Here is a 25,532-nt window from a genome sequence, read left to right on the forward strand (position 1 = left end):
TTAGTTAAATAGTCCTGTGAAAAATTCTAATTTATTATTCTGTTTTTATCGAATAGCTCCCTGATGCCGTTCATTATATGGATCTGATGGTTGGTCATGGCATCTTCTAAATAGGGAAGATTAATTTTACCTACCCCGTGTTCACCTGAAATGGTTCCACCTAGTTCTAGTGCTTTTAGGAAAATGGCTTTCACCCAAATTGCCAGATGGTCTTCCCACTGCTTTTTGCTGCTTTGTTTGTCCTGAAAAATATTGACATGAAAATTTCCATTCCCAACATGTCCGAAAACCGTGTATTCAAAATCATATTTTTGGGCTATCCCTGCGATTGACTTATACATCTCATCAATTTTAGAGCGGGGTACTACAATGTCGATGTCTCTGAAAAACACATGATGAATAACCGCTTCTCCAATTTTAGAACGCATTTCCCATAATGCTTTCACTTCGTTTTGGGTATCTGCTATGCTAATTTCTTTTGGTGTGTAAGCACTGATAAATTCACTGATTTCAATAGCCTGCTGCATTAGTTTTTCTGAATCTGTGCCTTCAAGTTCGATCCATAAAATCCCTTCAATACGTTTAGGATCCCATTGTTTTTTATCCAGAAATTTCGAGGCCAGCTCTACTCCTTTCTGATCAATAAATTCAATACTTGAAGCGTCGTATCCCTCTACAAAAAACTGCTGTACACCTTCAAACAGCTTCTCTATTTTAGTAAAGGGAATCATGAGAAGCAGTTCTTTCACGGGAGGAACTAGTTTTAATACTACTTTAGTGATGATGCCCAGTGTTCCTTCGCTTCCGGTAAACAATTGGGTAAGATTATAACCGGTTGCATTTTTAGTTACATTTTTTCCTGTCCATATAATACTTCCATCGGGTAAAACGATCTCTAAATTGATGACATAATCTTTAGTTGTACCATATTTCAATGATTTTGGACTGCCACTCGATACTGCTATATTTCCACCTATAAAACAAGCGTTGGCACTGCTGATGTTTTGCGGAAAATTTAAACCTTCTTTTAAAACCGCATTACGCAAATCCTGGGTGATCACTCCCGACTCTGCTGTAACAATCCTGTCGATTTTATTAATCTCGATGATTTTATTCAACCGTTCCAGCGAAAGTATCAGACCATTTGTATGAGATAATGCTCCTCTGCTGACTCCGGTACCACCACCTCTCACGGTGATACTGGTCTTAGTTTCATTACAGATTTTAAGAATTTTTGAAATCTCTTTTTCATCTTTAGGTAAGATTACTGCCGAGGGTATACTCTCTTCATCAGAGGTGCAGTCTCTGGAATAATTGTACAATAACTCTGCATTTGTTACTACATAGTCATGTCCCACTATTTCAATTATAGCATTTATAATATCGGTCTTGCAGCCTGTCATCCTTGTTAAATTTTATTCGAAAGTGTCAGTTCTTCTTCCATTGCTTCAAACAGAGCGTAGATATTATCCAAACCAAAGCCTTGATAATCATTTACTCTTTGTACTATTTCATAGAAAAATGTAGCTCTGTCTCCTATAGGTGTGGTAAAGATTTGAAAGAGCAGGGCTCCCTCTAAAACATCGCACAAGATCCCGTGCTTTTTTAAAGGCTCTACATCCAGTTCAGGATATTTCGAAGCTAATTTTTCATAGTAAGAATCCGGGTATCTGGTAAATTTCACACCGGACTCTCTCAATGCTTTTACTGATTTAATAATGTTGTTTGATTCAAATGCGATATGCTGTATTCCGGTTCCGTAGTTTTGATCGATAAACAATTGTACCTGATTTTTTACGCCATGTTCCGGTTCAACCAAAACGTTATTAATGCTTTTATTACCGGATTGAAGTACTTTCAATAACATCCCGATTTTCTTTTCGCCTTTTACTTTTCTCTCATCAAATTCAACCACAGTTTTAGAAAGGAAGATGTTGTTAAAATACTTTTCCCATAAATTGATTTCGTTGAGTCTTAAGGCACAAGCTACGTGGTCAATTTTTTGCAGACCGGTATCTTCTCCTTCAAAGTTCCATTCGCTCTGTACATTTTTATATCCCGGAAGAAAGTCTCCATTATAATTATCGTAATTGATGAGTACAATTTCATTATCGTCAAACATCTTTAAAGATGCCTGTTCTACAAATCCATTTTCATCTGAGGTTAAATGCGGATGCTCTACCGGTATTGCCCCGTTTTTCATAGCTCTTTCAAAGAAGTCCTTAACATTATCAACGTTTATGGCCAGTCTCTTGATACCATTCCCGTGAAGATCTACGAAAGAAACTATTTTGTATGAACTAGGCTGTGATGCTGAGGTGATCACCAGTTTTATATCATTTTTTACGATATAATAAGAACAACGATCTAAAACACCTGTTTCCGGTCCGGCGTAAGCTATCACTTCAAAACCTAATGCTTTAACGTGCCAGAATACTACCATTTTAGCCATACCCACATAATACTCGACAAAATCGTACTCCATATTAAAAAAATCAGATACGATTATTTCATTGTTGTTTTCCATTTTTATAGTTTTTATTGGTTTTTTACTTTCGATTTTATAAACACAGACAATCTTTGCACTCCGTTTATGATTTCTTCTTTGGTGACATTACTAAAGGCCAGCCTCAACTCATTTTCTCCTCCTTCATTCATGTAAAAAAAAGACATAGGGGTAAAAATTACTTTATTGACTTCTGCACATCTTATAACATCTTCCCTGGTCACTTTAAATGGCACTTTAAGAATTAAGAAAAAACCTCCTGCAGGTAAATTCCAACTGATATTTTCTGCCCAGTACTGTGTTTCCTTATTAAAAAAGTGATTCAGACTTTCTAAAAGCTGATCTCTTTTTTCTTTCATACCCGTCCGTTTCTCAGCATTTAAGGATTCAAGCGAAAATTTGTTCTTTAGTAATAAACCGCCAAACATGGCTTGCATTATTGATGGGGTATTTACAGTGACATATCCTTTCGTTTTCGCCATTAAATCGCTTAGGGCAAAAATTTTATCCTGCACTTTTACTTTTTGTGTAACAACCATTAAACAAAGACGTAAAGAAGGGTATATCGTTTTTGAAAGGGATCTCAAGTAGATTACAGTATCATTTTCATCCAACGATTTTAGAGTAGGCATTTTTTCGTTTTCGTAATAAAAATCACCATAGGCGTTGTCCTCAAATATCACAAAATCATACAAACGTGCTAATGCCAGAAGTTTATGGCGGTTGGACAAAGACATGCTGTTTCCGGTAGGGTTTTGAAAATCGGGAATTACGTAAACTACTTTTACTTTTTACCCTTTTCCTGATGTTCCAAAATTTTATCCTCAATTGCTTTTATGGAAGATTCATTAGCAATAACCGGAATACTTTCAATTTTGTAGTCATTGATTTTAGCAAAATGTGTTATCCCAATGTAAGCGGGATCTTCTACCAGAATAACATCATTTTCCCGATCGCAAAGCGTTGTTATTCCAATGGCGATGGCTTCTTGTGCGCCTACTGTGATAAGGATATCTTCCGGATTTACTTTTATAAACTCATCAATAAACAGATATTTTGCAACTTCTGTATTTATGATTCCTTTGGTTCTGTTGTACTGCCCCAGATTTTCCAAAACTATATTTTCTTCAATCCCTTTTTCACGAACATTATGCTGTACAAAATAGTCCAGACATTCAGAAAATTGCCCCATATTGAAATATTTAGCGTCTGGTCTGCCTGATGCAAATGAAATTGCCTCAGGATATTGCAACTGAACTTCGTTTAGAAATCCCATCACATCTTCGCCCATAGAAAATAATAATGGGTTTACAACATCGATTGACGGTTGCGAAATTATTTTTTCAATCATTTCTGAATTTTTAAAGGGTTATTTGGTTTTAATTTTAGAAAAGTAAAAGAGTATCTTAAATATTGAATTTCTCGTATTCCACTTCGTCAACTTCCTCCGTCTGTCTGAGTAATTTTTCTACCTCAACCGAGAAAGAGGCTATAGTAAGCTGATGCAATAAGGTTAAAGAAACTGGCGGTATACCGAATCGTTTATAGATTTCATTTTTCATTTTTGCAAGTTTCAAACTGCTTCCTCCCAGGAAAAAGAAATTATCGTTTACGCTTATTTCTTCCAGTTTTAGTAAGTCCTTCCAAATCTCCGTTAACTGTTTTTCCGTCTCATTTCTCGCCAATACAAAAGTGTTTTGATTGCTTATGGTATAATTATTTTTAAGAAGCTGCAATTTTTTGAGATCTGCTTTTCCGTTTACCGTTACCGGGATTTCCTTTACGGTCTTAAATTTTTCGGGAATCATATAATCCGGTAAATAGCTTTTCAGAAATGTTCTTAGTGACACATAGTCTATTTTTTCATTGCTGTGCAGATAGGCTGTCAATTCTTTTTCACCATTTTCATCTTCATTCAGGGACAATATTGCTTTTTTTACGGATTGGTATTGTTCCAGAACATTTTCGATTTCTTTTAAATCAATACGATAACCTCTGATTTTTATCTGATTCTTTTTTCGTCCCATATATTTCAAAGTCCCGTCCGGCAGCCATTTGACTAAATCACCCGTTTTGTATAACAAATCGCCCATCTCAGGATCAACAGTATTGGGAACAAACGCCTCGTCTGAAAGTGCTTTATCGTTAAAATAGCCTAAAGCAAGTCCGCTCCCTGCAATGTAAAGCTCTCCGACAGCGCCTTGAGGCATTAGCATTTTTTCTTCAGACAAAACATATAATCCAGTTTTATCAATTGGTTTTCCGATGTTTACAATATCGTCTTGTTCCAAAAATTGCAAACTGGAGATGATCGCGGTTTCAGTTGGACCATAAAGATTCCAGATACCGGTACCGGTAAGTGCCACCAAATTATTTTTCAGTTGTTGATCCAAATCTTCTCCGGCAGCCATAACCACCAAATTTTCTGTATTTTTCCAGCCTGTGTCCAAAAGCATTTTCCATCTTGTTGGCGTCGTAAGCATGTGAGTTACGGTATTCTCTTTTAGAAAATTATTGAGATGATAAATGTCTTTTCCTTCCTTTTCGTTTGTCATTACAACCTGTCCTCCAGTGATTAAAGGCAAGAAGATTTCTAAAAGCGAAATATCAAATATCAAAGGAGTTACTGCCACAAATTTTATGGTTTGATCCAATTCTAATTTCTCAGACAATGAAACGATTACATTCTCCAGCGCATGATGACTGATCATTACTCCTTTTGGTTTTCCTGTTGATCCTGAAGTAAAAATAACATAAGCTAAATCACTTGAATCTATTTCTACCGCTTCGAAAATACCGTCCCTAACATTGGGAACTTCATCGATATCTACTTTTACTATTTCGGAAGAAAAAAGACTCGTGTTTTCTTTTTGAGCTACCAGTAATTCAGGATTTACTTCGTCTATAATTTGCGCAATTCTATTAATTGGAAAACCGGAATCAATGGGTAAAAAAGCAGCTCCGGTTAACAGGATGCCCAGAATCCCCACTAATTGATCAACAGAACGGTTGATGCACAACGGGATGATCATTCCTTTTTTAGCTCCTTTTGATTGTAAGTATCGGGCCAGATTTTCTGATTTCTGGTAAAGCGCTTCATAGGTTAGCGAATCAGCACCGTCCGAAACTGCAATCTTATGGGGATGTAAAAGATATTGTTCTTTAAAAAGTTTTAGTACCGAAGTCTCAATACTCTTACCGCTGTCCTCCTTTTTAGTTGCACCAATCTCTTTTCGTACAGCGTTAAAAGAATCTTTTAATTTTGTGATATAGGGTAATCCTTCCAGCACACTTGTTTTGTCAATACCAAAATCGATTAAACAGGCAATCTCATTTACTCCTGCTTTTACCACTTTATTTAAAATCGGTAAACTGCTTTCTAAATTTCCGATAAGGCTGCCTTCTTTAAAATATTTGCTAACCGAAAAATCCAGCATTTCGTCAACTGACTTTTCTGTTATTTTTTGAAGTGATGGATCATTACTCTGTTCCAAAGCTTCTTTTCCATTCATTTCAAGAGACTTTAGCAAGTATTTCTTCATGGATGGTCTTGCTTTTTCCTGTGCTTTTTCTACCGTTTCATCCAGATAAGTGTGCAGCATAAGTACCACTCTGTCGCCGCCTTCTTTATGATTATTTTCTTTGTAAGCCTTTCTGTATACCGCAATTTTTTCTTCCAGTTCATCAAAACTAAGATTTAACAATCCTGTCAAAATTCCTGCTCCTATTTCTCCTGCTCTTTTATAGGTTTCTATATTTCCGGTACAGGCAATCCAAACAGAAACTTCTTTCTGAACGGGCTTTGGTAATATTTTAAAAGGTTTCTCTATCGAATCAATTCCTTTAAAATTTACCGAATTTCCGATCCAAAGCGAGCGAACATCTTCTATGGTCTGAAATAAGATATCCTTTCGGTCTTTAAAATTCTCAGGATAAAAAACAAAATCATTAGCATTCCATCCTGAAGCAAAGCAGATACCTGCTCTTCCTCCCGAAATATTATCAACTACCGACCATTCTTCGGCTATTCTGACGGGATGATGAAGTCCTGCTACAACGCTTCCTGACCTTATGCCTATATTTTTGGTTCTTGCTGCTACGGCTGCTCCCAAGACACTTGGATTTGGAAAAGGTCCGCCAAATTCATTAAAATGTCGTTCAGGTGTCCAGACTGCACTATAACCATTAAGATCTGCATAAGCCGCTCCAATCATTAGTATTTCATACTGATTTTCTTCTGTTCCGGTATTTCCGAAATAATAAAGACCAAAATCTAACGTTTTATGACTATCAGCTATTGATTTATCAGAAAGAATAATATTAGATTGATTTCTGCTCCATTCTGAAATTCTTTTGCGTTCAGTGGAATCGATACTCTCCAGAGCGCTTATAGCAATTTTATCGTTTGCGATGGTTTCCGTCATTAAATATTCTAAATGATCGGTCAGACGTTTTATCGTTTCCTCACGATAGATTGCTGAGTTGTATTCGATTTCGTAAAAAAGGCTTCCATCTTTTGATTCTGCAAAATTAAACGTAAGATCATAAGCTGAATATCCTTCCTTCAATTCTGCAAATTCAACCACTTTTAATCCTCCCGGAAGAAAATCATCTTCTAGAGAATCAGTGTCAAAATTTTGCAATACGACAAATACATCAAATAGGGTATTTCTGCCCGGATTTCTTTCTACCTGAAGCTGATTTACGATTTCTTCAAATGGATACTCTCTGTTTTCATAGGCATTGAAAGCATTGGTGTTTACAATATTAAAAAGTTCCTTAAAGGTATTCTGCGCTTCAAAACGGGTTCGCAAAGCAATTGTATCTGCGTAAAAACCTATTTGATCTTCCAATTCAGAAAAATCTCTTCCATACACGGGAAATCCTAAAATAATATCTTTCTGTTCACTAAACTTATAGAACAATAAGTTAAACAAAGTCATCAATCCTGTAAACAAGGTTCCGCCTTCGTTTCTGCAATACGTCTTAAACTCTTTTACCGATTCGGCTTTAATGGTGCGTCTTAGCATCCCCACTTCAGAATTTCTAATCACCGGTCTGGTATAATCTTCAGGTAACTGCAGCAAAGGCAATTCTCCCCCCAGCTGATTGATCCAATACTCTTTTTCTTTACTTAAATTTATATCCTCAAAACGTTTGCTTTTCCATACCGCCACATCTTTATATTGTATTCTGAGTTCCGGTAGTAAAGCATCCATCAGCATTACTTCGGCTTTATAGAAAAAGAATAAATCGCGTATCAGAATATTGAATGATCTGCTGTCGCAAATGATATGATGAATGATACTATAAAACAACCATTTATCTTCCTCTAAACGAATTAAGTAAAATTTCAATAAAGGACCGGTCTGCAGGTCAAAAGGTATTGCCCTCTCCTCTTTAATGAACTTGCTTAATCTTTCTTCGGAGGTATCCTGACCTCTAAAATCGATGTGATTGATCTTAAAATTTAGTTCTTCAGGGCTTTTGATCCACTGGCATATTTCACCGCTTTCATTTTCAGCAAAAACAGTTCGAAGACTTTCGTGTCTGGAAATCAATTTCTGGCTGGCTTTTTCAAGCGCTGCAATGTCTAATTCTCCTTCAAACTGAAAGCATTTTGACATGTTGTAAGCATAATTATCGCCCCAATTATGGCTCACAATCCATGATCTTGTCTGAGAAGGTGTGAGCGGATAGTACATCAGATCTGCGGGTGCCAATGGTATGCTGGCTTCAATCCCGGTTTCCTGCTGCTGTTTTAAAAATTCTACGATTTCAGATTTTCGCACTTTTATCTCCTCCATAACGGCCTCTGAAATTTCTTCACTTGTATAAGAAATTTTAAGATTATCTTCAGATAACTGGATAGTAATATTTTCTTCCGTTAAATAATTCAAAAACTGTAGTGTATCCATAATCAATTCGATTTAAGTAAGTAGAGTAAATTGTCCTAAGAATATTTTACGATTCTATGATTCAGAATAATGGGGCTAAATGGTAATTGTTTTTACTTGTTGGTATGCTTTGTTCTTAATTTCCTCAACGGTTTCGATTACCTCTCTTACGGAACTATGCTCCATAAAATCCATCAGAGACAACTCGACCTGCAATTCATTTTTAATTTTATTGAGGATTAACATTCCTTTCAGGGAATCACAACCTATTTCGAAAAGGTCTTTATCCAAATCAAATTTTTTCTCTCCAAGAAATTCAACAAACACAGACTGAATAATTTCTGATGTAGTTTCCTTTTTTTTCTGCAAAACATTCACCTTCTCTCCAACCTCTATTTTTTCCTCTTTTTTAGCCAAAAAAGTAAAATTTTCGGGGGTAAGATTGACCACATGCGGATATTCGTTTTTATCGAATTCATAAACCGGCAGGGTGGTTTTTGCGGGGTGATTGTCATCATACGTTTCTTCCCAATCGATATTTTCTCCTGCGAGCCATAATTTTCTTAAAGTATTTTTTAGGATATCATCTGCATGAATTGCTTTATCCGTTTGCGATAAGGAAATAGTGACATGACTATTTTCCTCAAAATTTTCAGCCAAAGTGGTATTTAAAAACTGTGTCAGACCTGTGCTGTCGCCCATTTCCAAAAGAACAGCTGAATTGTTTTGCACAATATCACTAAAGGATTTCGACGCGTTAATTTTCAGACTTCTGCCATTCACCCAATATTTTTGAGGAGTTAAAATTCCTTCATTTATAGTGATGTCTTTGGCTGTTTGTACAAAAGGAATCTGAGCAGGTTGTATGCTTAATTCCTTTTCATCGTACAGCATCATCCCGAGTACTTCGTTTAACTGTAATATTCCGGAAACACAGGCTGCGGTATATTCTCCTATTCCAACACCTGAAGTAAAATTGATCCGTATTCCATATTCTTTCAGCAAATTGGCTAAAGTATAACCGGATAGTACCGTAAACACTTTGGCGAGTACCTTGTCTTTTGATTTACCACTAACCGCTATTTCATTCATCCATTTTTTCAGGTCATAATTGCCTAGCTCCACTGTTGCAATACTTTGGTCTATTTTATTTCTAAAGCCTGCATTTTCTTCATATAGATTACTGTAGAATTGGATATCTGTATGGTTGGTATGAGGAAAAAATAAGAGTATCGCTTTTTTCTTTTCATCAACCTTCCCTATATTTTCTTCATTGCTTAAAATATCGGTATACAAGAATAACTCTTCTTTGTTCGTACAGCTTATTGCGGCTCTGTAATCAAAATGTCTTTTTCCGGTTTGAAGAGTATAAGCAACTTCGTGCAAATCAATGTCGCTTTCATTTTTTAGAAACTCCTTAAATTTTAAAAGGTAATTTTGAAGTGAACTCTTTGATTTGGCCGAAAAAAGGAAAAGATTGGATGTTTCTTTTGTCGCATTTTTATCTTTTCCCGGGGCTTCTTCTAAAACCAGATGCACGTTTGTTCCTCCTATTCCAAAAGAACTTACTCCGGCTCTCAGAGGCTTATTATTGACCGATTCCCATTTGTGAAGCTCTTTTTGGACATAAAAAGGGCCTTCATTAAAATTGATTTTCGGATTTGGATCGCTGTAATTAATCGTTCCCGGTATCTGACGGTATTTTAAACTAAGTGCTGTTTTTATTAAGCCTACAACTCCTGCTGCCGTATCGGTATGCCCAATATTGTTTTTTACTGAACCCAGTAAACAGTTGTGTTCTTTATTATTTTCAAAAGCCATGTTAAGTGCTTCTACTTCAATCGGGTCTCCTAAGGTTGTACCTGTTCCGTGTGCTTCTACATAGCTCACGCTATCAGGTGCTATTCCGGCCATTTTATGCGCTAATCTTATACATTCCATTTCTCCTTCAATACTTGGGGCTGTATATCCTACTTTTCTGTTCCCGTCATTATTGGCGGCACTTCCTTTAATTACGGCATAAATATGATCTTTGTCTTTGAGGGCTTCTTCCAGTCGTTTAAGTATTACAATTCCAGCGCCTTCACTGCCAATGGTTCCTGTTGCTTTTTCATCAAATGCTCTGCAATGTCCGTCTTTTGAATAAATAGATCCTTCTTTGTATTCGTAACCGAATCTGGGCTCCAACATTAAAGAAATACCTCCGGCCAAAGCTACTTTCGCTTCTCCAAATAAGAGCCCGCGACAAGCCAGATGAACGGCTGAAAGTGAAGTCGAACAAGCCGTATTGATTGAAAATGAAGGGCCTGTCAGATTTAATTTATACGACGTTAAAGTGGGCAAATGATCTTTGTTGGTTATAAAATCAAGTGTAAGAGGATCTAATTTACTGCTGTCGCTATTTAGAGCAACATGTGCTTTCCAAGGCAAATCACCTCCACTACCCGCATAAATACTGATTGCTGATTCTGACAGGCATCCGGCATCTTCCAGAGCTTCCCAGGCCGATTGTAAAAACATACGATGTACCGGACTCATAAGTGCTGCCTCATAAGGTGTAAATCCGAAAAAGGCAGCATCAAAACCTCCTTTATTCCCTACTTCTGCTATGACCGGAATGTGTACATTTTTGCTGGTTTCATTTTTAACAAAGCCTCTTTTAAGAAGTTCTTCTTCTGATAAGGTATAAACGGACTCTTCTCCTTTTGAAATATTGTTCCAAAACGTTCTCCAGTCATTTGCTCCCGGCACGTGACAGGACATTCCTATTATCGCAATTTCTAAACCCGTATTATCGTTTGCTGCCATTTGATTTTACTTTATTGAGATACTCTTAATTTGTTTGCTGCTTCTTTTTTAAAATTGACAGGGTCTGATTGGCGATGTCAACCGATTTGGAATTTTTTTCGTCTACTAGCTCAAGACCTGGCTCTACATCTTGCGTAATATGATGGGTAAGTGCCTCAATATTGCTAAACTTAAATGCATTAAGTACTTTTAAATTTATATCCAATTCTTTGTTGATGAGTCGTACCATTTTCATAAGGGAAATGGAATTACCTCCTATTTCGAAAAAGTTGTCCTGTATACCAATATTCTCATTACAAAGGATCGCTTTCCAGATGTTTAGTATTTTTGCTTCCAACTCAGTCTTAGGCAAAGTATACTGTTCGCTTTTGGTGGTTTGCTGTCCTAAAGTCAATAAGGCTTTCACATTTGTTTTTCCATTGATCAAAACGGGAAAGGTTTTCACCCAAACGATCTTTGAAGGAATCATATACGACGGCAATTTTTGCTGCAGCTGTTTTTTTAATGACTTCTCGTCTAGTTCTTCAGCTCCGGTATAAAAAGCAACGATTCTTTTCTGATCTACTTTTTGGTTGTCCACTAAAACTATGGCCTTTTTGATGGTTTCCTGTTCCTGAAGTGCCGTTTCAATTTCACCAAGTTCGATGCGATACCCGTTTAATTTAATCTGACTGTCTTTTCGGCCAATGAATTCAATTACTCCATTAAAATGCCAGCGGGCTAAATCGCCTGTTTTATAGAGTTTCTTTCTGGAAAAAAAATCAGTCATAAAAACCTCTCTTCCAATGCCTCCATCATTTACATATCCGTTTGCAACTTGCTCCCCGGCAATACAAATTTCTCCCGGAACTCCTATTGGCACCAGATTATTTGCGGTATCCAGCAGGTATATTTTCGAACCTTTGTTAGGTACGCCTATGAGTTGTGGATTGTAACTTTTTTGTTTCTGCACATAAGTTTGTCCTGTTATAAAAATGGTTCCCTCAGTAGGTCCGTACAGTACATGAAGAGAAGCATTAGGGAATATCTTTGACAAATCTTCCAGAGTTTCGTTTGAAGAAACTTCTCCTCCCATAAATATTTTTGTGACCTGTGAGAAACGATCTGCCATGCCAAAATCAATACTATAATCCAATAACTGTCTCATTAAAACCGGTACGGCGTGGAAGCCATTGATCTTTTCAATTTCTTTGCTCAAAAGTGCAAGATCGTGTATGGTCTCAGAATTTAATATCGTGATGGTTCCCCCTATCGTTAAAGGATAAAAAACTTCGAAGAAAAAAATATCAAAAGAATTTGAAGCTAAAACCGGAAAATGTGTCTTACTGTCTGTTCCGAATTTTTTTCTGCAATTGGTCAAAAGCACACTGAAATTGCGATGTGTTACCATAACTCCCTTAGGCTTTCCTGTAGACCCCGAGGTATAAATCGCATAAGCAATTTGAGAAAGTTCTATTTCTCTGTTTATCGCAGTGTCATTCTGAGTAGAGTTTTCAAATTCTTTGATCGTATCTTCATTGACTACTACTACACATTGACTGCTTTCTGTTATGATTTTTTTTCTTTCTTCCGGAAAATGAATGTCAATTGGAACATAAACGGCACCCAATTTAAAAATGGCCAAAATCGTTACGATTAACATTTCTGATCTTTCTAATGCGACTGCAACAAAATCGTGCTCTTTTATATCATAATTCTGAATGAGAAAATGTGCCAGTTTATTACTTTTTTCATCTAATTCCTGATAGCTAAGAGATTCTTCCTTATACTTTACAGCCGTTTTATTTGGATTTTTTAAGACTTGTTTAGAAAAACAACCAATGATCGTATGGTTTGCTGTAATATCAAAAGTCTCTCTGTTGAAATCAAAAAATAATTTGTTTCTTTCTTCTCCCCCAACTAAATCAATCTCAGAAAATAAACTGTCGGGATTTTCCAGAACCTGAAGGTAGAGGTACTCAAAACATTTTTTTAAGTTTTCTATAAATTCCGAACTGTATTTTTGAGCATTATAGGTAAACCTTAACACGGTATTAATCCCCGGAACTATGGCCAGAGAAAAATTATAATTTGTTTTTTCAAATGCTTCTACTGCCACTACTTCTAAAGTGTCCTGAGCCGAATTAATCAACTCATCTTCTGCATATTCCTGTGAAGGATAATTTTCATAAACCACCAAAGTATCAAACAACTGCTGTCCGAGATTACTATTGGATTGTATTTCTGCCAATTGAATATAATGATTTGGAATACTTCTTATGGCTTCTTTTTGGGTATCAATCAGGATATTCTTTATCGTTTCTTCTGCATTAAATTTTATCCTTACGGGAATCGTATTAATAAAGAGCCCCAACATTTCCTCTATTCGATCTACTTCTGAAGGTCTGCCTGACACTACACTCCCAAAAACAACATCATCGGTATCATTATATTTGGCAAGCAGTATTCCCCAAATGGTTTGAAAAAAGATATTTTCGGTAATTCCTAATTCCCGGCAGAGTGCTGTAACAGTCCCTTTATTTTTTTCGGATAGCGTATAAAGTACTTTAACTTCCGTTTCCTGACGATTCTGATTGTCGGGGTTAAAAAATGGTATTCCGGTATTAGTTTCAAATCCTAAAAGATATTCCTCCCAATAAGCCGCTATACTTTTTTTATCCAGTTCCATCAGCCACTTGCTGTAGGCTGAATAACTTGGCGGTGCAGATAGCTTAATCTCCTGACCTGCCAATAAACATTTGTAGGCGTAAAAAAAATCTTTTATTAAGAGTTCGATACTCCAGCCATCTAAAATAATGTGATGGTAACTCCAGATAAACTCAAATACATTTTCCCGAAGCTTAAGCACAGTTAATCTTATTTGTGAGCCTTTATAAAGATTAAATCCTTTATCTCTGTCTGATTTTTTAAAATTCTCCAAAGAAAAATTTTCATTGGCGCTCTCGTCCCGATAATAAAAACCGGAAGGAACACTGTCCAGTACCACTTGCAAAATATCATTTACGGTAGTGTTGTTAAAACAGGTTCTTAGTGTATCGTGTCTTGACACCAAAAAATCAAATGTTTTCTGTAATAACTCGACCTCAACTTTCCCATAGATGTGGTAACAGGATTGTTCAAAATATTCATTTTCTGATATTTGCCAGCGAAAAAAAATTCCTTCCTGTAGAGGATTCAGTGCATATATTTCTTTTATTTTCATAGATTAAATACGGTTCGATTTTAAGGGGGCTTTAGGTTTTATTGTTTTTGTTTTTTATTGCATCAGATGGTGATGTTTTCGCTTTCGACATCTTCCAGTTCTTCGTTATTGGCCCAAATGACATTGTCAATTTCGTTCGCCAGACTCTCTATGGTTGGATTGTTGAACAAATCAGATATGGTAAGTTTCACCTCTAACTGATTGTTGATAAGGTGGAACATTTTTACAGCTTTTAAACTGTGTCCGCCCAGATCAAAGAAGTTATCTGCGAGTCCTATTTTTTCTATTTCTAAAACAGCCTCCCATATTTTAGCCAGTGTTTTTTCAGTAGGTGTCACGGGTTCCGTATAGGCTGCACGTTCTGTTTCCAGCTCGGTAATTTCAGGAAGTTTAGCTCTGTCCACTTTTCCGTTGATGTTTAACGGAAACTCTCGCAAAAAGACAAAATGATTGGGGATCATGTATTTTGGCAATTGGGTTCTGAGCCAGTTTTTTAAAGTGTTACTTTCAAGATCTTCATCGGTAACCAAATAGGCAATTATTTTTTTTTCTGCTGCTGTACCGTCTGTTATGACCACCAATGATGAAAATATTAATTTGTGGGTACATAAGATGTTTTCAATTTCTCCGAGTTCGATTCGGTAACCTCGTAATTTTACCTGATTGTCTTTTCTTCCTACGAACTCAATTGTATTGTTATGGGTCCACCTGCCTAAATCACCCGTTTTGTAGAGTCTTTCCTCTGTTTTATAAGGGTTTGTTATAAACTTTGAATGGGTCAGTTCAGCATTATTCAGATAACCTCTTGCCAGACCATCACCTCCCACACAGATTTCACCAATGACTCCTTTAGGTACCAGCTGGTGGTTTTTATCCATGATATAAACGGTACTATTACTTATCGGAACACCTATCGAAACGGATGTTTTTATTGGTAAGTCAATGGTATGGGTTATCGAAAATGTTGTGTTTTCGGTAGGCCCATATCCATTGACAACTACTAATTCAGGATAAGTACTTTTCAGTTTCGTAATATGGTGTGGAGATAAAACATCTCCTCCGCATAGTACTGTTTTTAAGTTTTTGAATAAGATTAGGTTTTCGTCTACTAACTGATGTAACCAGCCTGCGGTAAACCACATCATGGTGACTTTTTCGTTTGCAACCACCTCGTTCATCCCTCTTACAGACAATAGTGTATTTTCATCACAAATGACCAGAGTTCCTCCGTTTAAAAGCATTCCCCAATACTCGAAAGTACTGGCATCAAACGAAAAAGCTCCTGTAGCCAGCAATACTTCTTCTCCGCTAAGGTGTATGAAATTGTTATTTTTAACTAGCCTGACAACGCTTTGCTGTTCTATTAAAACGCCTTTTGGCTCTCCGGTAGAACCGGAGGTGTACATGACATAAGCCAGATCGTTTGCTTTCGCATAAATGCTTTCAAACTTAGACGAATAATCGGCCTGTGATTGTACAAAATCTTCAATTAGATCCACCGCAATCAGGCATTCGGCATTCGCATCTTTAATGATGTAACTGATTCGTTCCTGCGGATAATCGGCCGAAATGGGTACGTATGCACAACCCGATTTTAACAAGGCTAAAATGCTTATGATCTGCCATTCATTTTTTGGCAAATAAATGGCCGCCAATTCTCCTGTTACTTTGTAATTTTCTTCTAAATAATTGGCCAGCTGATTGGCAACATTATTGAGTTCGTGATAGGTATACTTTTGTTTTTTGTATACCAGAGCTGTTTTTTCGGGTGTCAGGGCGACCTGCTTTTCAAACAATTCGATAATCGATGAATCTTTCGGATACTCGGTTTGATGACCGTTTAATTCTTCCAGTAAATGTTTTTTCTCTGCTGCTGTCAAACAATCGATCGCACTTATTTTTTGGTCTCCGTTTTGGGTAACCTGTACTAATATCTGCTCTAAATGGTTAAGCAATGCCGTGATTTTTTCTGAAGAGAATATATCAGTGTTGTATTCTAATGTCAGGGTTAGTGTCGAATCGGTCACTAAAAAATCGAATGTCAAATCAAATTTGGCAGAGATTCCATTTCCTACAGCATCAATAATCGCATCATAAGACTCTAAATCTGATGTCTGATTGTTTTCTTCTCTGGCGGTAACGATGATGTCAAACAACGGATTTCTGCCGGCATCGTATTTAATGTCTAAAAGTTTAATTAACTCATCAAGTGGAAATTTTTGATGTTCTTTGGCTTTGATTACATTCTCTTTTACTTGTTTTAAAGTTGCTATAAACGAAGCACTTTCATTTAAATGGGTTCGCAACGGAATGGTATTGGCATAAAAACCAATCTGATCAAACAGTTCCGGATAGTCGCGATTTACAATTGGACTTCCTGTGATGATATCCTGATCTCCGGTATTTTTATAGATTAAAATATTGGTTACCGCTAAAAAGACCATGAAACGCGAAACTTCTTCGTTCTCGCATAAGCTGTTTAGGTCTTTCAAAATACTGCCTTCCAAAACTTTTGATCGTACTGCGCCGTTATGTGTTTTGATGTTGGGTCTTTTTTGATCTCCCAATTCACTTACTATTGGCAGATTGCCTTCAAATTGTTTCAGCCAGTACTTTTTATCTGCTTCAATTGCTTCACTTTTAATAGTACTTTGCTCCCAGGCTGCATAATCCTTGAACTGTATGGCTAAAGGCGGTAAAGTAATTTCTCTGTTTTTGCTATACTTTTCATATAAGGCGTACAGTTCTTTTACAAAAACATCGGTTGACCATCCGTCGAAAATGATATGATGAAAAAGAATACTGATGATCCATTTATCTTCTTTAACGCTTATCAATGCAGCTTTCATCAAAGGAGGCGTTTCTAAATTAAAAGAGACATCAGCTGTTTCGATAAGTGCTTTTTGTAAATCCTTTTCTAAGGTTTCGCTGTTACGCAAATCCAAATATTGAATTTTTAAAGGTTCTGTTTTTTCGATCGGAATGATGATTTGTCCCGGTTCACCATTTTCATTGGTAACAAAAGCGGTTCTTAAGATTTCATGTCGCTCTATTAAATCGTATACTGCTCTGGTAAAAAATTCCAGGTTTACGGCTTCATTTTTAATATCTATTATTCTAATATTGTAAGCTTTATTTACCTGAGCGTCTATAGAACATATATTATACATTCGATACTGAGAAGAGGACAGAGGATAACTTGGTGCTATTGCTGCCTGTGGAATTGTTAGGGTGTAGCTGTTTAAAGAACGATCAATATAGGCAGCCTGTTCTTCTATAGTAGGATGAATATATATTTCTTTTATGTTGAGGTGCATGCCGAAATTCACAAAAATCTGATTGGACAGCTTGATCATTTTTAAACTATGTCCGCCTAAATGGAAAAAGTTGTCCTGAATTCCAACCGCTTTTCGGTCCAGAATGCGCTGCCATATTTCGGTTAGTTTTATTTCAGTCTCCGTTACAGGCTTAACGTAATCTACTTTCCTTACGGCATTGATATTCAAAGGATTTGGTAGTTTTTTAGCATCTACTTTTCCGTTTACCGTTAACGGAATCTCCTCTAGTTGTACATAATAATCCGGAATCATAAAAGAAGGCAATATTCCTTTCAGAAAATGTACCAGCTCTTGTGCATCAATTTGTTTTGTAGCCTTTAAATAGACTACAATTTCTTTCTCGCCGCCTGAGACTGTAATGGTTTTGGCAATGGTAAAATCTACGTATTCATTTGACAATAGAGCATTTTCTATTTCCTCTAATTCAATTCTGTATCCTCTTACTTTAACCTGATTGTCTTTACGTCCGACAAATTCTATTTTGCCGTTTGGAAGTCTTTTGACCATATCGCCTGTTCTGTAGAGCTTTTCATCGGTCTTAAAAGGGTTTACGACAAACTTTTCGGCTGTTATTTCTTCTTGGTTCAGATAACCTCTTGTTACCTGATTTCCGGAAATACACAATTCTCCTATGCTGTAAATCGGACATAATTTTAAATGATCGTCCAATACATAAGTTGCATTATAGGCGTTACTTTGTCCTATTACTGCATTTGGAAATTGTTTAACGTTAGGCAAATAACTTTCAGAGGTAATAAAAATAGATCCTTCGGTTGGACCGTACAGTACGTTTATGACCGCATTGGTAAATACTTCTCTTATTTCTTCGAGAATCCCGACAGGTACTTTATCTCCTCCTATAAAAATTGATTCTATATGAGGATAGGATTGCTGGGTATTGTTCGTTTTTATATGATCAATAACCGCTCGCATCAGCGTTGGTACGGCATGAAAACTATTGGTTTGTCTGAGAATTTTTGAAAGATCCTCCATGTCTTTTATTTCATCATTGGATACCATCACTACTTTTCCTCCTGCCAACAGGGGATGAAACAATTCAAAAAGAAAAATATCAAACGAATTGGAGGCCAGCAAAGGCAGTAAGGGCTTTTGAGAAATGACAAAACTGTTTTTTGTATTGACCAGCAAAGCACAAATATTTCTATGCTCGACAAGCACTCCTTTTGGTTTTCCCGTCGACCCTGAAGTATAAATAAGATAGGCTAAATCGGATGGTGAAATTTTGACCTTTGAGATCGTCGTATTTGCTTTAGGATGTACTTTGAAACGATTGATAAATTCCTCATCAATAATAATCGAACTGTTACTATCTTCCAATATATAATCTACTCTGTCCTGTGGTAAATTAATATGAAGCGGAACGTATACAGCACCGGCTTTTAAGATTCCCAACAGCGCAATAACCAGCCAGTCATTTCGATCCAGCTGCATGGCAATAAAATCTCCGGGCTGTACTTTATATTCTGAAATAAGAAAGTCTGCAAACTGATCTGCAATTCCATTTAACCCGGTAAAGCTATATTGCTCTTCTCCATAAACTAAAGCAATCTGATCCCGATTCTCCTGCACTACATTTTCAAACAACTCCACCAAGCTGTATTCCGCAGAAGCTTCTTTCAGCATGTCATGACCGGACAAAGACAACACGGCTTCTTTTTCTGATTCTTGCAAAAGTTCTATTTCAGAAACCGGAATATCAAAGTTTTCTGCTATAGTATTTACGACTTGTTCAAAATGATTTTTAAGCGCTGTAATATCCCTTTCATCATATTTTTTGGCGTTAAAGGTGAAACGGATACTGATGTCTTTTCCTGGTACAATTGCCAGTGAAAAATCATAGTTTTCTCCCTCATAAGATGCCGCTTCTAACAATTTTATATTTGTTTTTTCACTTTCGGCTATACCTTCGGTGGCCATATAGTTTTCAAAAACAATGATATGATCAAACAACGACTGACCGTTGTTTACGCTACGCTGTATGTCACTAATGGCCTGATAATGATAAGGCAAACTTTGTATGGCCTGCTCCTGTGTCTGCAATAAGATTTGCTTTACGGTAGTCTTATCGTCAAAGGAGATCCTTACCGGAATGGTATTGATAAAAAGTCCGATAATATTGGCAACATCATGAATTTCTGCAGGCCTGCCTGATACTACTCCACCAAAAACCACATCATTTGTATTGTTGTATTTGGCTAGTAAAATTCCCCAAATCGTCTGAAAAAAGACATTTTCGGTACTACTATTCTCCTGACACAAAACAGCCAGTTTTTCTCTTAAACTTCCACTAATCGTGTAAAAAATTTCTCCCGGACTAAAGGTTTCTGTATGCTGCTTTGGAAAAGGTAACGTACTTAAGCCCTGAAAATCTTCCAGATAATGGTTCCAGTATTGCAATGATTTTTCTTTGTCATTTTTCATCAACCATTTCACATAGTCTGAATACGAAGTTGCTTTAGGTAAAATGTTTCTTTTCCCTTGAAGTAAACCTTCATAAAGCGTAAAAAATTCACCAATCAAAATACCGATACACCAGCCGTCCATGATAATGTGATGATGGCTCCAAATTAATTCATACTGGTTTTCACTCGTTTTTACAACGGTAAGACGCATCTGTGAACCTACAGTCAGATCAAAGCTTTTTGCAATATCCTGCTCTTTTACTGAGGCTATGGTCTCGCTTGTATTTCCGGTAATGTCCAGAAAAGTAAAGTTGGATGGCACTTCGTTTTGAACAATCTGCAAAAGATCTTCCCCTACATTATCCCGAAAACAAGTTCTGAGCACATCATGTCTTGCAATCAGCTGATCGTAACTTTCTTTAAGATAATTGATCTCCAATTCAGCTTGTATTTTATAAGATGACTGCTCAAAATACATGGATTTAGAAAGTTTCCAATGGAAATAAATTCCTTCCTGCAATGGTGTTAACGGGTATATATCTTTAATTTTCATAGCTTTTTAGTAGTACGGTTACAGCATTTTGTTTAATTCTTCCAGACTGCTCAGGTCCAAACCTTTATAGGTAAAATCAACAGGGGTTAAATGGGTTTCTTTTTCTTCGGAAAGACTGGAAATCAAAGATTCCAATTCGTATTTATACGCTTCTTTTAAGTTTTCTATGGTTTCATTTCTGAAATAGTTGGTATTAAATGAAAGCATAATCTGCAACTGGCCATTGACTAAAATTCCCGATACATCCAGTGTTCCCGTTCTTTCGGTATTCGCTGCGATTTCTCTTCCTTTTGGAATATCTGCAAACTGAAAGATTTGATCTTCTTGGTTTGATTGTCCTAAATCAAAATCACCCAGGTAGTTAAAGGAAACATCTGCTTTTACATTTAATTCGCAATCTTTTAAGTATTTCAAAATCCCAAATCCAATGCCTTTGTTTGGAATTCGATGCAGCGTTTCTTTTACTTCTATTAATTGACCAATGTTATCCTGTTTCTTTTTAAGAGTGATGAGTACGGGATATATCGTGGTAAACCACCCCACCGTTCTGGTGATATCTATCTCTGAGTTAATATCTTCTCTTCCGTGACCCTCGAGTTGAATCGCTACCTTATCGATATCAAAATTTTTACCAATTGCAAGCGATAAACCTGCTATTAAAACATCGTTAATATTGGTTTTATAAGCTTTGTGTGCTTCTGTCAATAGTTTTTCGGTAACGCTTGGATCGAGTTGAAATACTTTTGTCTCAAAATCTTTATAAAAATTATTGCCTTCATAATCAAAATCTTTTGGGAGTTCGGAAGTACTGAACTGTGTTGCTTCGTTTATAGAAGACCAATACACTTCTTCTTCCATCATGGTCATTGAATTGGCGTATTCCAGTTGTTTTTCCTGCCAGTATTTTAAAGAATGTGTTTTTAGAGGTAATTCTAATGCTGCTCCTCCTTCATACTGCCCGTATAAAGTCATTAAATCTTCTAAAATAATTCTCCAGGAAACACCGTCAATCACCAGGTGATGAGAAAGCAGCAACAAATAATCAGTATCTTCTCTTTTGAACAACACTGCTTTAAACAAAGGGCCTTTTTCTAAATCGAAAGAAGATTGATACCCATCGCAAATGGTCTCAAATTCAGAAGCAGTAACATTGGAGTGAACGTGCAGTTGGAATTCAAATCCATCATTTTTGATTTCCTGAATCCATTCGTTACCTTCCTCTTTAAATACCGCTCTTAAAACATCATGCTGTACGGTAAGCTTTTGAAAGATCTTTGTCAATCCTTCTTCAGACAAAGACTTCGATGATTTTAATAAGATCGATTGGTTAAAATGATTTTTATACTGTGAAGTCACCTCAAAGAAATATTTCTGAATTGGCGTAAGCGGAATCGTTCCTTCTACTGCATTTTGATCGATCTCCTGCTTTGCCAGTTTTACATGAAGTGCTAATTCCTGTATGGCAGTAAATTGCATAACATCCTGTACTGTTACTACAAAACCAAGCTGTTTTAATTTGGAGATAATTTGTATGGCTTTTATCGAATCTCCTCCCAATGCAAAAAAATCATCTTCTATACCTATGCTTTCTTTTTGCAGAATTTGCTGAAATACATGTACCAAAGCAGCTTCTGTTTCATTAGAAGGCGGTACATACGAGTCTCCCTTTAAGGTATGTTTATTGGCTAAAACGACTAAGGCCTTTTTGTCTACTTTACCATTCGGCAATAACGGAAATTCATTGGACTGTGTATAGCTTGTTGGTACTGCGTATATTGGTAATTGTTCTTTCAGGTGCTTTTTCAGATTGTCAATATTTATTACAATATCGGTTAGTATATGCCCTACCAAAGTACCTTCACTGTAGGTAACAACTGCTCCGTCAATACCTTTAAAATTCAAAAGCGCATTTTCGATTTCGCCTAATTCCAGACGATTTCCTCTTATCTTGATTTGATTGTCTTTTCTACCTAAAAACTCAATATTACCATCTGAAAATCTCTTGGCCAAATCTCCTGTCTTGTACATTTTTGTTCCGGTTTCAAACGGATTATCGACAAACTTTTCTTTGGAAAGCTCCGGATTATTCCAGTAGCCGCCTGAAAGCCCTTTACCGGCAATATGAATTTCTCCAATCAGACCGTCAATGGATAATTCATTGTTATCATTCAGAATATAAACCGAGCTGTTGGTTATTGGTTTTCCGATAGAAGGGATAAATTCCACAGTCGGTTCATACACATAATAACTGGCCCAAACGGTACATTCTGTAGGTCCGTATTCATTAAAAAGTTTACAGTCTTTTAGTGTAGTCACCTTCTGGTGCAGATCAACCAGCTGTTTGGTACATTCTTCCCCTGCTACGATTACTGTTTTTAACTTATTTGGATGCTCTCCTAACTGGTTAAGCAATAGCTGATAGTAAGAGGGAACGGTAAGTAAGTGAGAAACCTCTTCTTCTACCAGAATATCTATTATCGTATCGACATCCGAAACTCTGATTTTAGGGGCAAAAACCAATTTAGCTCCTCCCGTAATTGTCCCGAAAATTCCGGCAACAGAACTGTCAAATGAAATCGAAGACAGTAATAAAAATGCCGCTGCATCAGGATAAGTCTCCAGTCTTGCGATAGTAGAAAACATTAAATTTTCGTGATTGATCACGACTCCTTTGGCATTACCTGTAGAACCCGAGGTATAAATTACGTAAGCCGCATCAGCAGGATTCACTTGTGCCCCGAATACAGTACTTTCGGCCGTAATCGAATCCATTTGAATGTCTGTGGCAAAAAATTCTCCTGTATAAAAGTCAAGGTCAAAAAGATAATCGGATTGCGTGAGCAGAACGTTTAATCCACTGTCCTCAATAATATGCTGAATTCTTTGTTTTGGATATTCCGGATCGATCGGCACATAAGCACTTCCTGTTTTTAGAATTCCCAGAATGCAAACCAGTACATTTTCAGAATTATCAATCATTAATCCAATAAAATCGTTCTTTTTGAGGGTGTGATTGGCTAACAAATAATTGGCTAATCTGTTCGATTCTTCGTCCAGCGCTTTATAGGTGATTTTTTTATTTTTGAAAGCCACTGCTATAGCTTCGGGTTTTTCCTGTACTTGCTCTTTAAATAAATCGAGTATTGTTTTGCTTTGGTCGTACGCCAGCACATCACCTTTAGAAAGTTGCAGAAGTGCTTCTTTTTGCTGTTCTCCGATGTGTTCCAATTTATAAATTTGTTCCTTTGGATTCTTTACAATAGAATTCATGATAACCGAAACATGATCGGCAATCTGATGTACTATTTTTTCTGAAAAAACATCCGTATTGTACTGAATGTTCTGCACTAAATGGTTTCCGTCTTTGTAGAAACTGAAAACCATATCAAAACGGCTGGTTTTTAGTTTTTCTTCAAATTCATATTCCCAAACCTGCAAGCCTTCCAAACTTTCGCTTTTTTTAGAATTGTCATTTTCTCCGTAGATCACCTGAACGTCAAAAAGCGGATTTCTGCTTGGGTCTCTTTTTAAGTTTAGCTCTTTCACAAGTGTCGCAAAAGGAAACATTTGATGCTCATAGGCACCTACTACCTGTTTCTTGGTGTATTCTAATAATTCTAAAAAAGTATTTTCTTTTTTAAACTGCATTCGAATGGCCAGCGTGTTACCATAATACCCTATCTGATTTTGCAGATCTTCGTCTTCCCTCCCTGAAACCGGGGTTCCGATAATGATATCTTCCTGAGTAGAGAATTTGTATAATAACGTATTAATTACAGCGGTTAATCCCATAAACATGGTGGCACCGTTTTCTCTTATCAGTTTTTCAAGGTCTTCTGATAATTTGGCGTCGATTCTTTTTTCTACTGTTCCGCCATTGAATGTTTGCAGAATTGGTCTTTTTTTATCCACCGGCATCGTAAGAACCGGCAACTCTCCCTGAAACTGATCGAGCCAATAATTTTTTAACTCTTCGTATTTTTTACCGGTAAGCTGTTCATTTTCCCAACTGGCGTAATCTTTATACTGTATTCTTAACGTATTTAGTGTATTAGCTCTGTTTTGCTTTTTAGAATTGTAGAGTTCCAGTATTTCGGCAATGAAAATATTCATTGACAAAGCATCCACAATAATGTGATGTATGGTATAAATAAAAGCCCATTTGTTCTGTGCTAACTGGTAAAGCTTCGTTTTAAAAAGCGGTCCTTTTGATAAGTGAAAAGGAATTAAAGCTTCTTTGGCAACCTGTTCTTTTAAAACTTCATCGGCATTTGAAACGTTTTGTAAATCCGCATGTTCAATTGAAAAATCGATTGATTCTATTCCTTTAACAATCTGATTTGCTCCTCCGTTACCGTCTTCTTCAAAAACAGTTCTCAGACTCTCATGTCTTGATACGATTTCCTTCAGAGATTCATTTAACGTATTTTGATCCAGTACTCCTTCAAAAATATATCCTCCAACCGAATTATACGCCACATTTCCTTTTTCGGACTGGCTTAAAATCCAAAGTCGTAACTGTGAGGAAGACAGGGCATATTTTGCATCAGGACTTATAGCGGCTTTCGGAATGGCAACTGCTTTGTCGTATTTGTATTGATTAATAAAACGAATTAAATCGGCTTTGTTTCTTTTAATCTCGTCAATAATATCGGGAGTCAATGCACCTGCAGGAGCCTTAATGTCAAGATTCTCGTCTTTTACGTCAATGTGAATGTTTTGTTCTTTTAATTTTAAATATAAATCTGATGCCATAAGATGAATTATTTAAGAAAATAAATGGATAGTAGTCTTTGTTTTGGGGA

9 protein-coding genes are annotated in these 25,532 nt (G+C 36.6%); all 9 read right to left on the reverse strand.

Annotated features, from left to right (window positions below; translation table 11 throughout):
* Window positions 1–26: 26 nt before the first annotated feature.
* Window positions 27–1,403, reverse strand: a complete 1,377-nt coding sequence (locus C245_RS0110850) for an FAD-binding oxidoreductase (RefSeq protein WP_017496624.1) — start codon at window positions 1,401–1,403, stop codon at window positions 27–29.
* Between the two features lie 5 nt (window positions 1,404–1,408).
* Window positions 1,409–2,527 carry a VOC family protein gene (locus tag C245_RS0110855; protein ID WP_017496625.1) on the reverse strand — a complete coding sequence of 373 codons (1,119 nt, stop codon included), beginning with the start codon at window positions 2,525–2,527 and terminating at the stop codon, window positions 1,409–1,411.
* Between the two features lie 11 nt (window positions 2,528–2,538).
* Window positions 2,539–3,276: an aminotransferase class I/II-fold pyridoxal phosphate-dependent enzyme gene (locus C245_RS24725; protein WP_157495835.1), complete on the reverse strand. Its 738-nt coding sequence runs from the start codon at window positions 3,274–3,276 to the stop codon at window positions 2,539–2,541.
* Window positions 3,277–3,290: 14 nt separating this feature from the next.
* Window positions 3,291–3,857, reverse strand: coding sequence for an aminotransferase class I/II-fold pyridoxal phosphate-dependent enzyme (locus C245_RS24730; protein ID WP_026110005.1), 567 nt, complete (start codon window positions 3,855–3,857; stop codon window positions 3,291–3,293).
* Between the two features lie 55 nt (window positions 3,858–3,912).
* Window positions 3,913–8,424 carry a non-ribosomal peptide synthetase gene (locus C245_RS0110870; RefSeq protein ID WP_017496626.1) on the reverse strand — a complete coding sequence of 1,504 codons (4,512 nt, stop codon included), beginning with the start codon at window positions 8,422–8,424 and terminating at the stop codon, window positions 3,913–3,915.
* Between the two features lie 75 nt (window positions 8,425–8,499).
* The gene (locus tag C245_RS22930) at window positions 8,500–11,211 is read right to left on the reverse strand and encodes a type I polyketide synthase (RefSeq protein ID WP_017496627.1); all 2,712 of its coding nucleotides are present in this window, start codon (window positions 11,209–11,211) and stop codon (window positions 8,500–8,502) included.
* 25 nt (window positions 11,212–11,236) lie between these two features.
* Complete coding sequence (locus C245_RS0110880) at window positions 11,237–14,413, reverse strand: non-ribosomal peptide synthetase (RefSeq protein WP_017496628.1); 3,177 nt, start codon at window positions 14,411–14,413, stop codon at window positions 11,237–11,239.
* A 62-nt stretch (window positions 14,414–14,475) separates the two neighbouring features.
* Entirely contained in the window at window positions 14,476–20,727 is a 6,252-nt protein-coding gene (locus C245_RS0110885) for a non-ribosomal peptide synthetase (RefSeq protein WP_017496629.1), read from the reverse strand.
* An 18-nt stretch (window positions 20,728–20,745) separates the two neighbouring features.
* Window positions 20,746–25,482, reverse strand: coding sequence for a non-ribosomal peptide synthetase (locus C245_RS0110890; protein WP_017496630.1), 4,737 nt, complete (start codon window positions 25,480–25,482; stop codon window positions 20,746–20,748).
* Window positions 25,483–25,532 lie beyond the last annotated feature (50 nt).

This window comes from Flavobacterium sp. WG21, assembly GCF_000335775.1.
Classification (GTDB): domain Bacteria; phylum Bacteroidota; class Bacteroidia; order Flavobacteriales; family Flavobacteriaceae; genus Flavobacterium; species Flavobacterium tructae.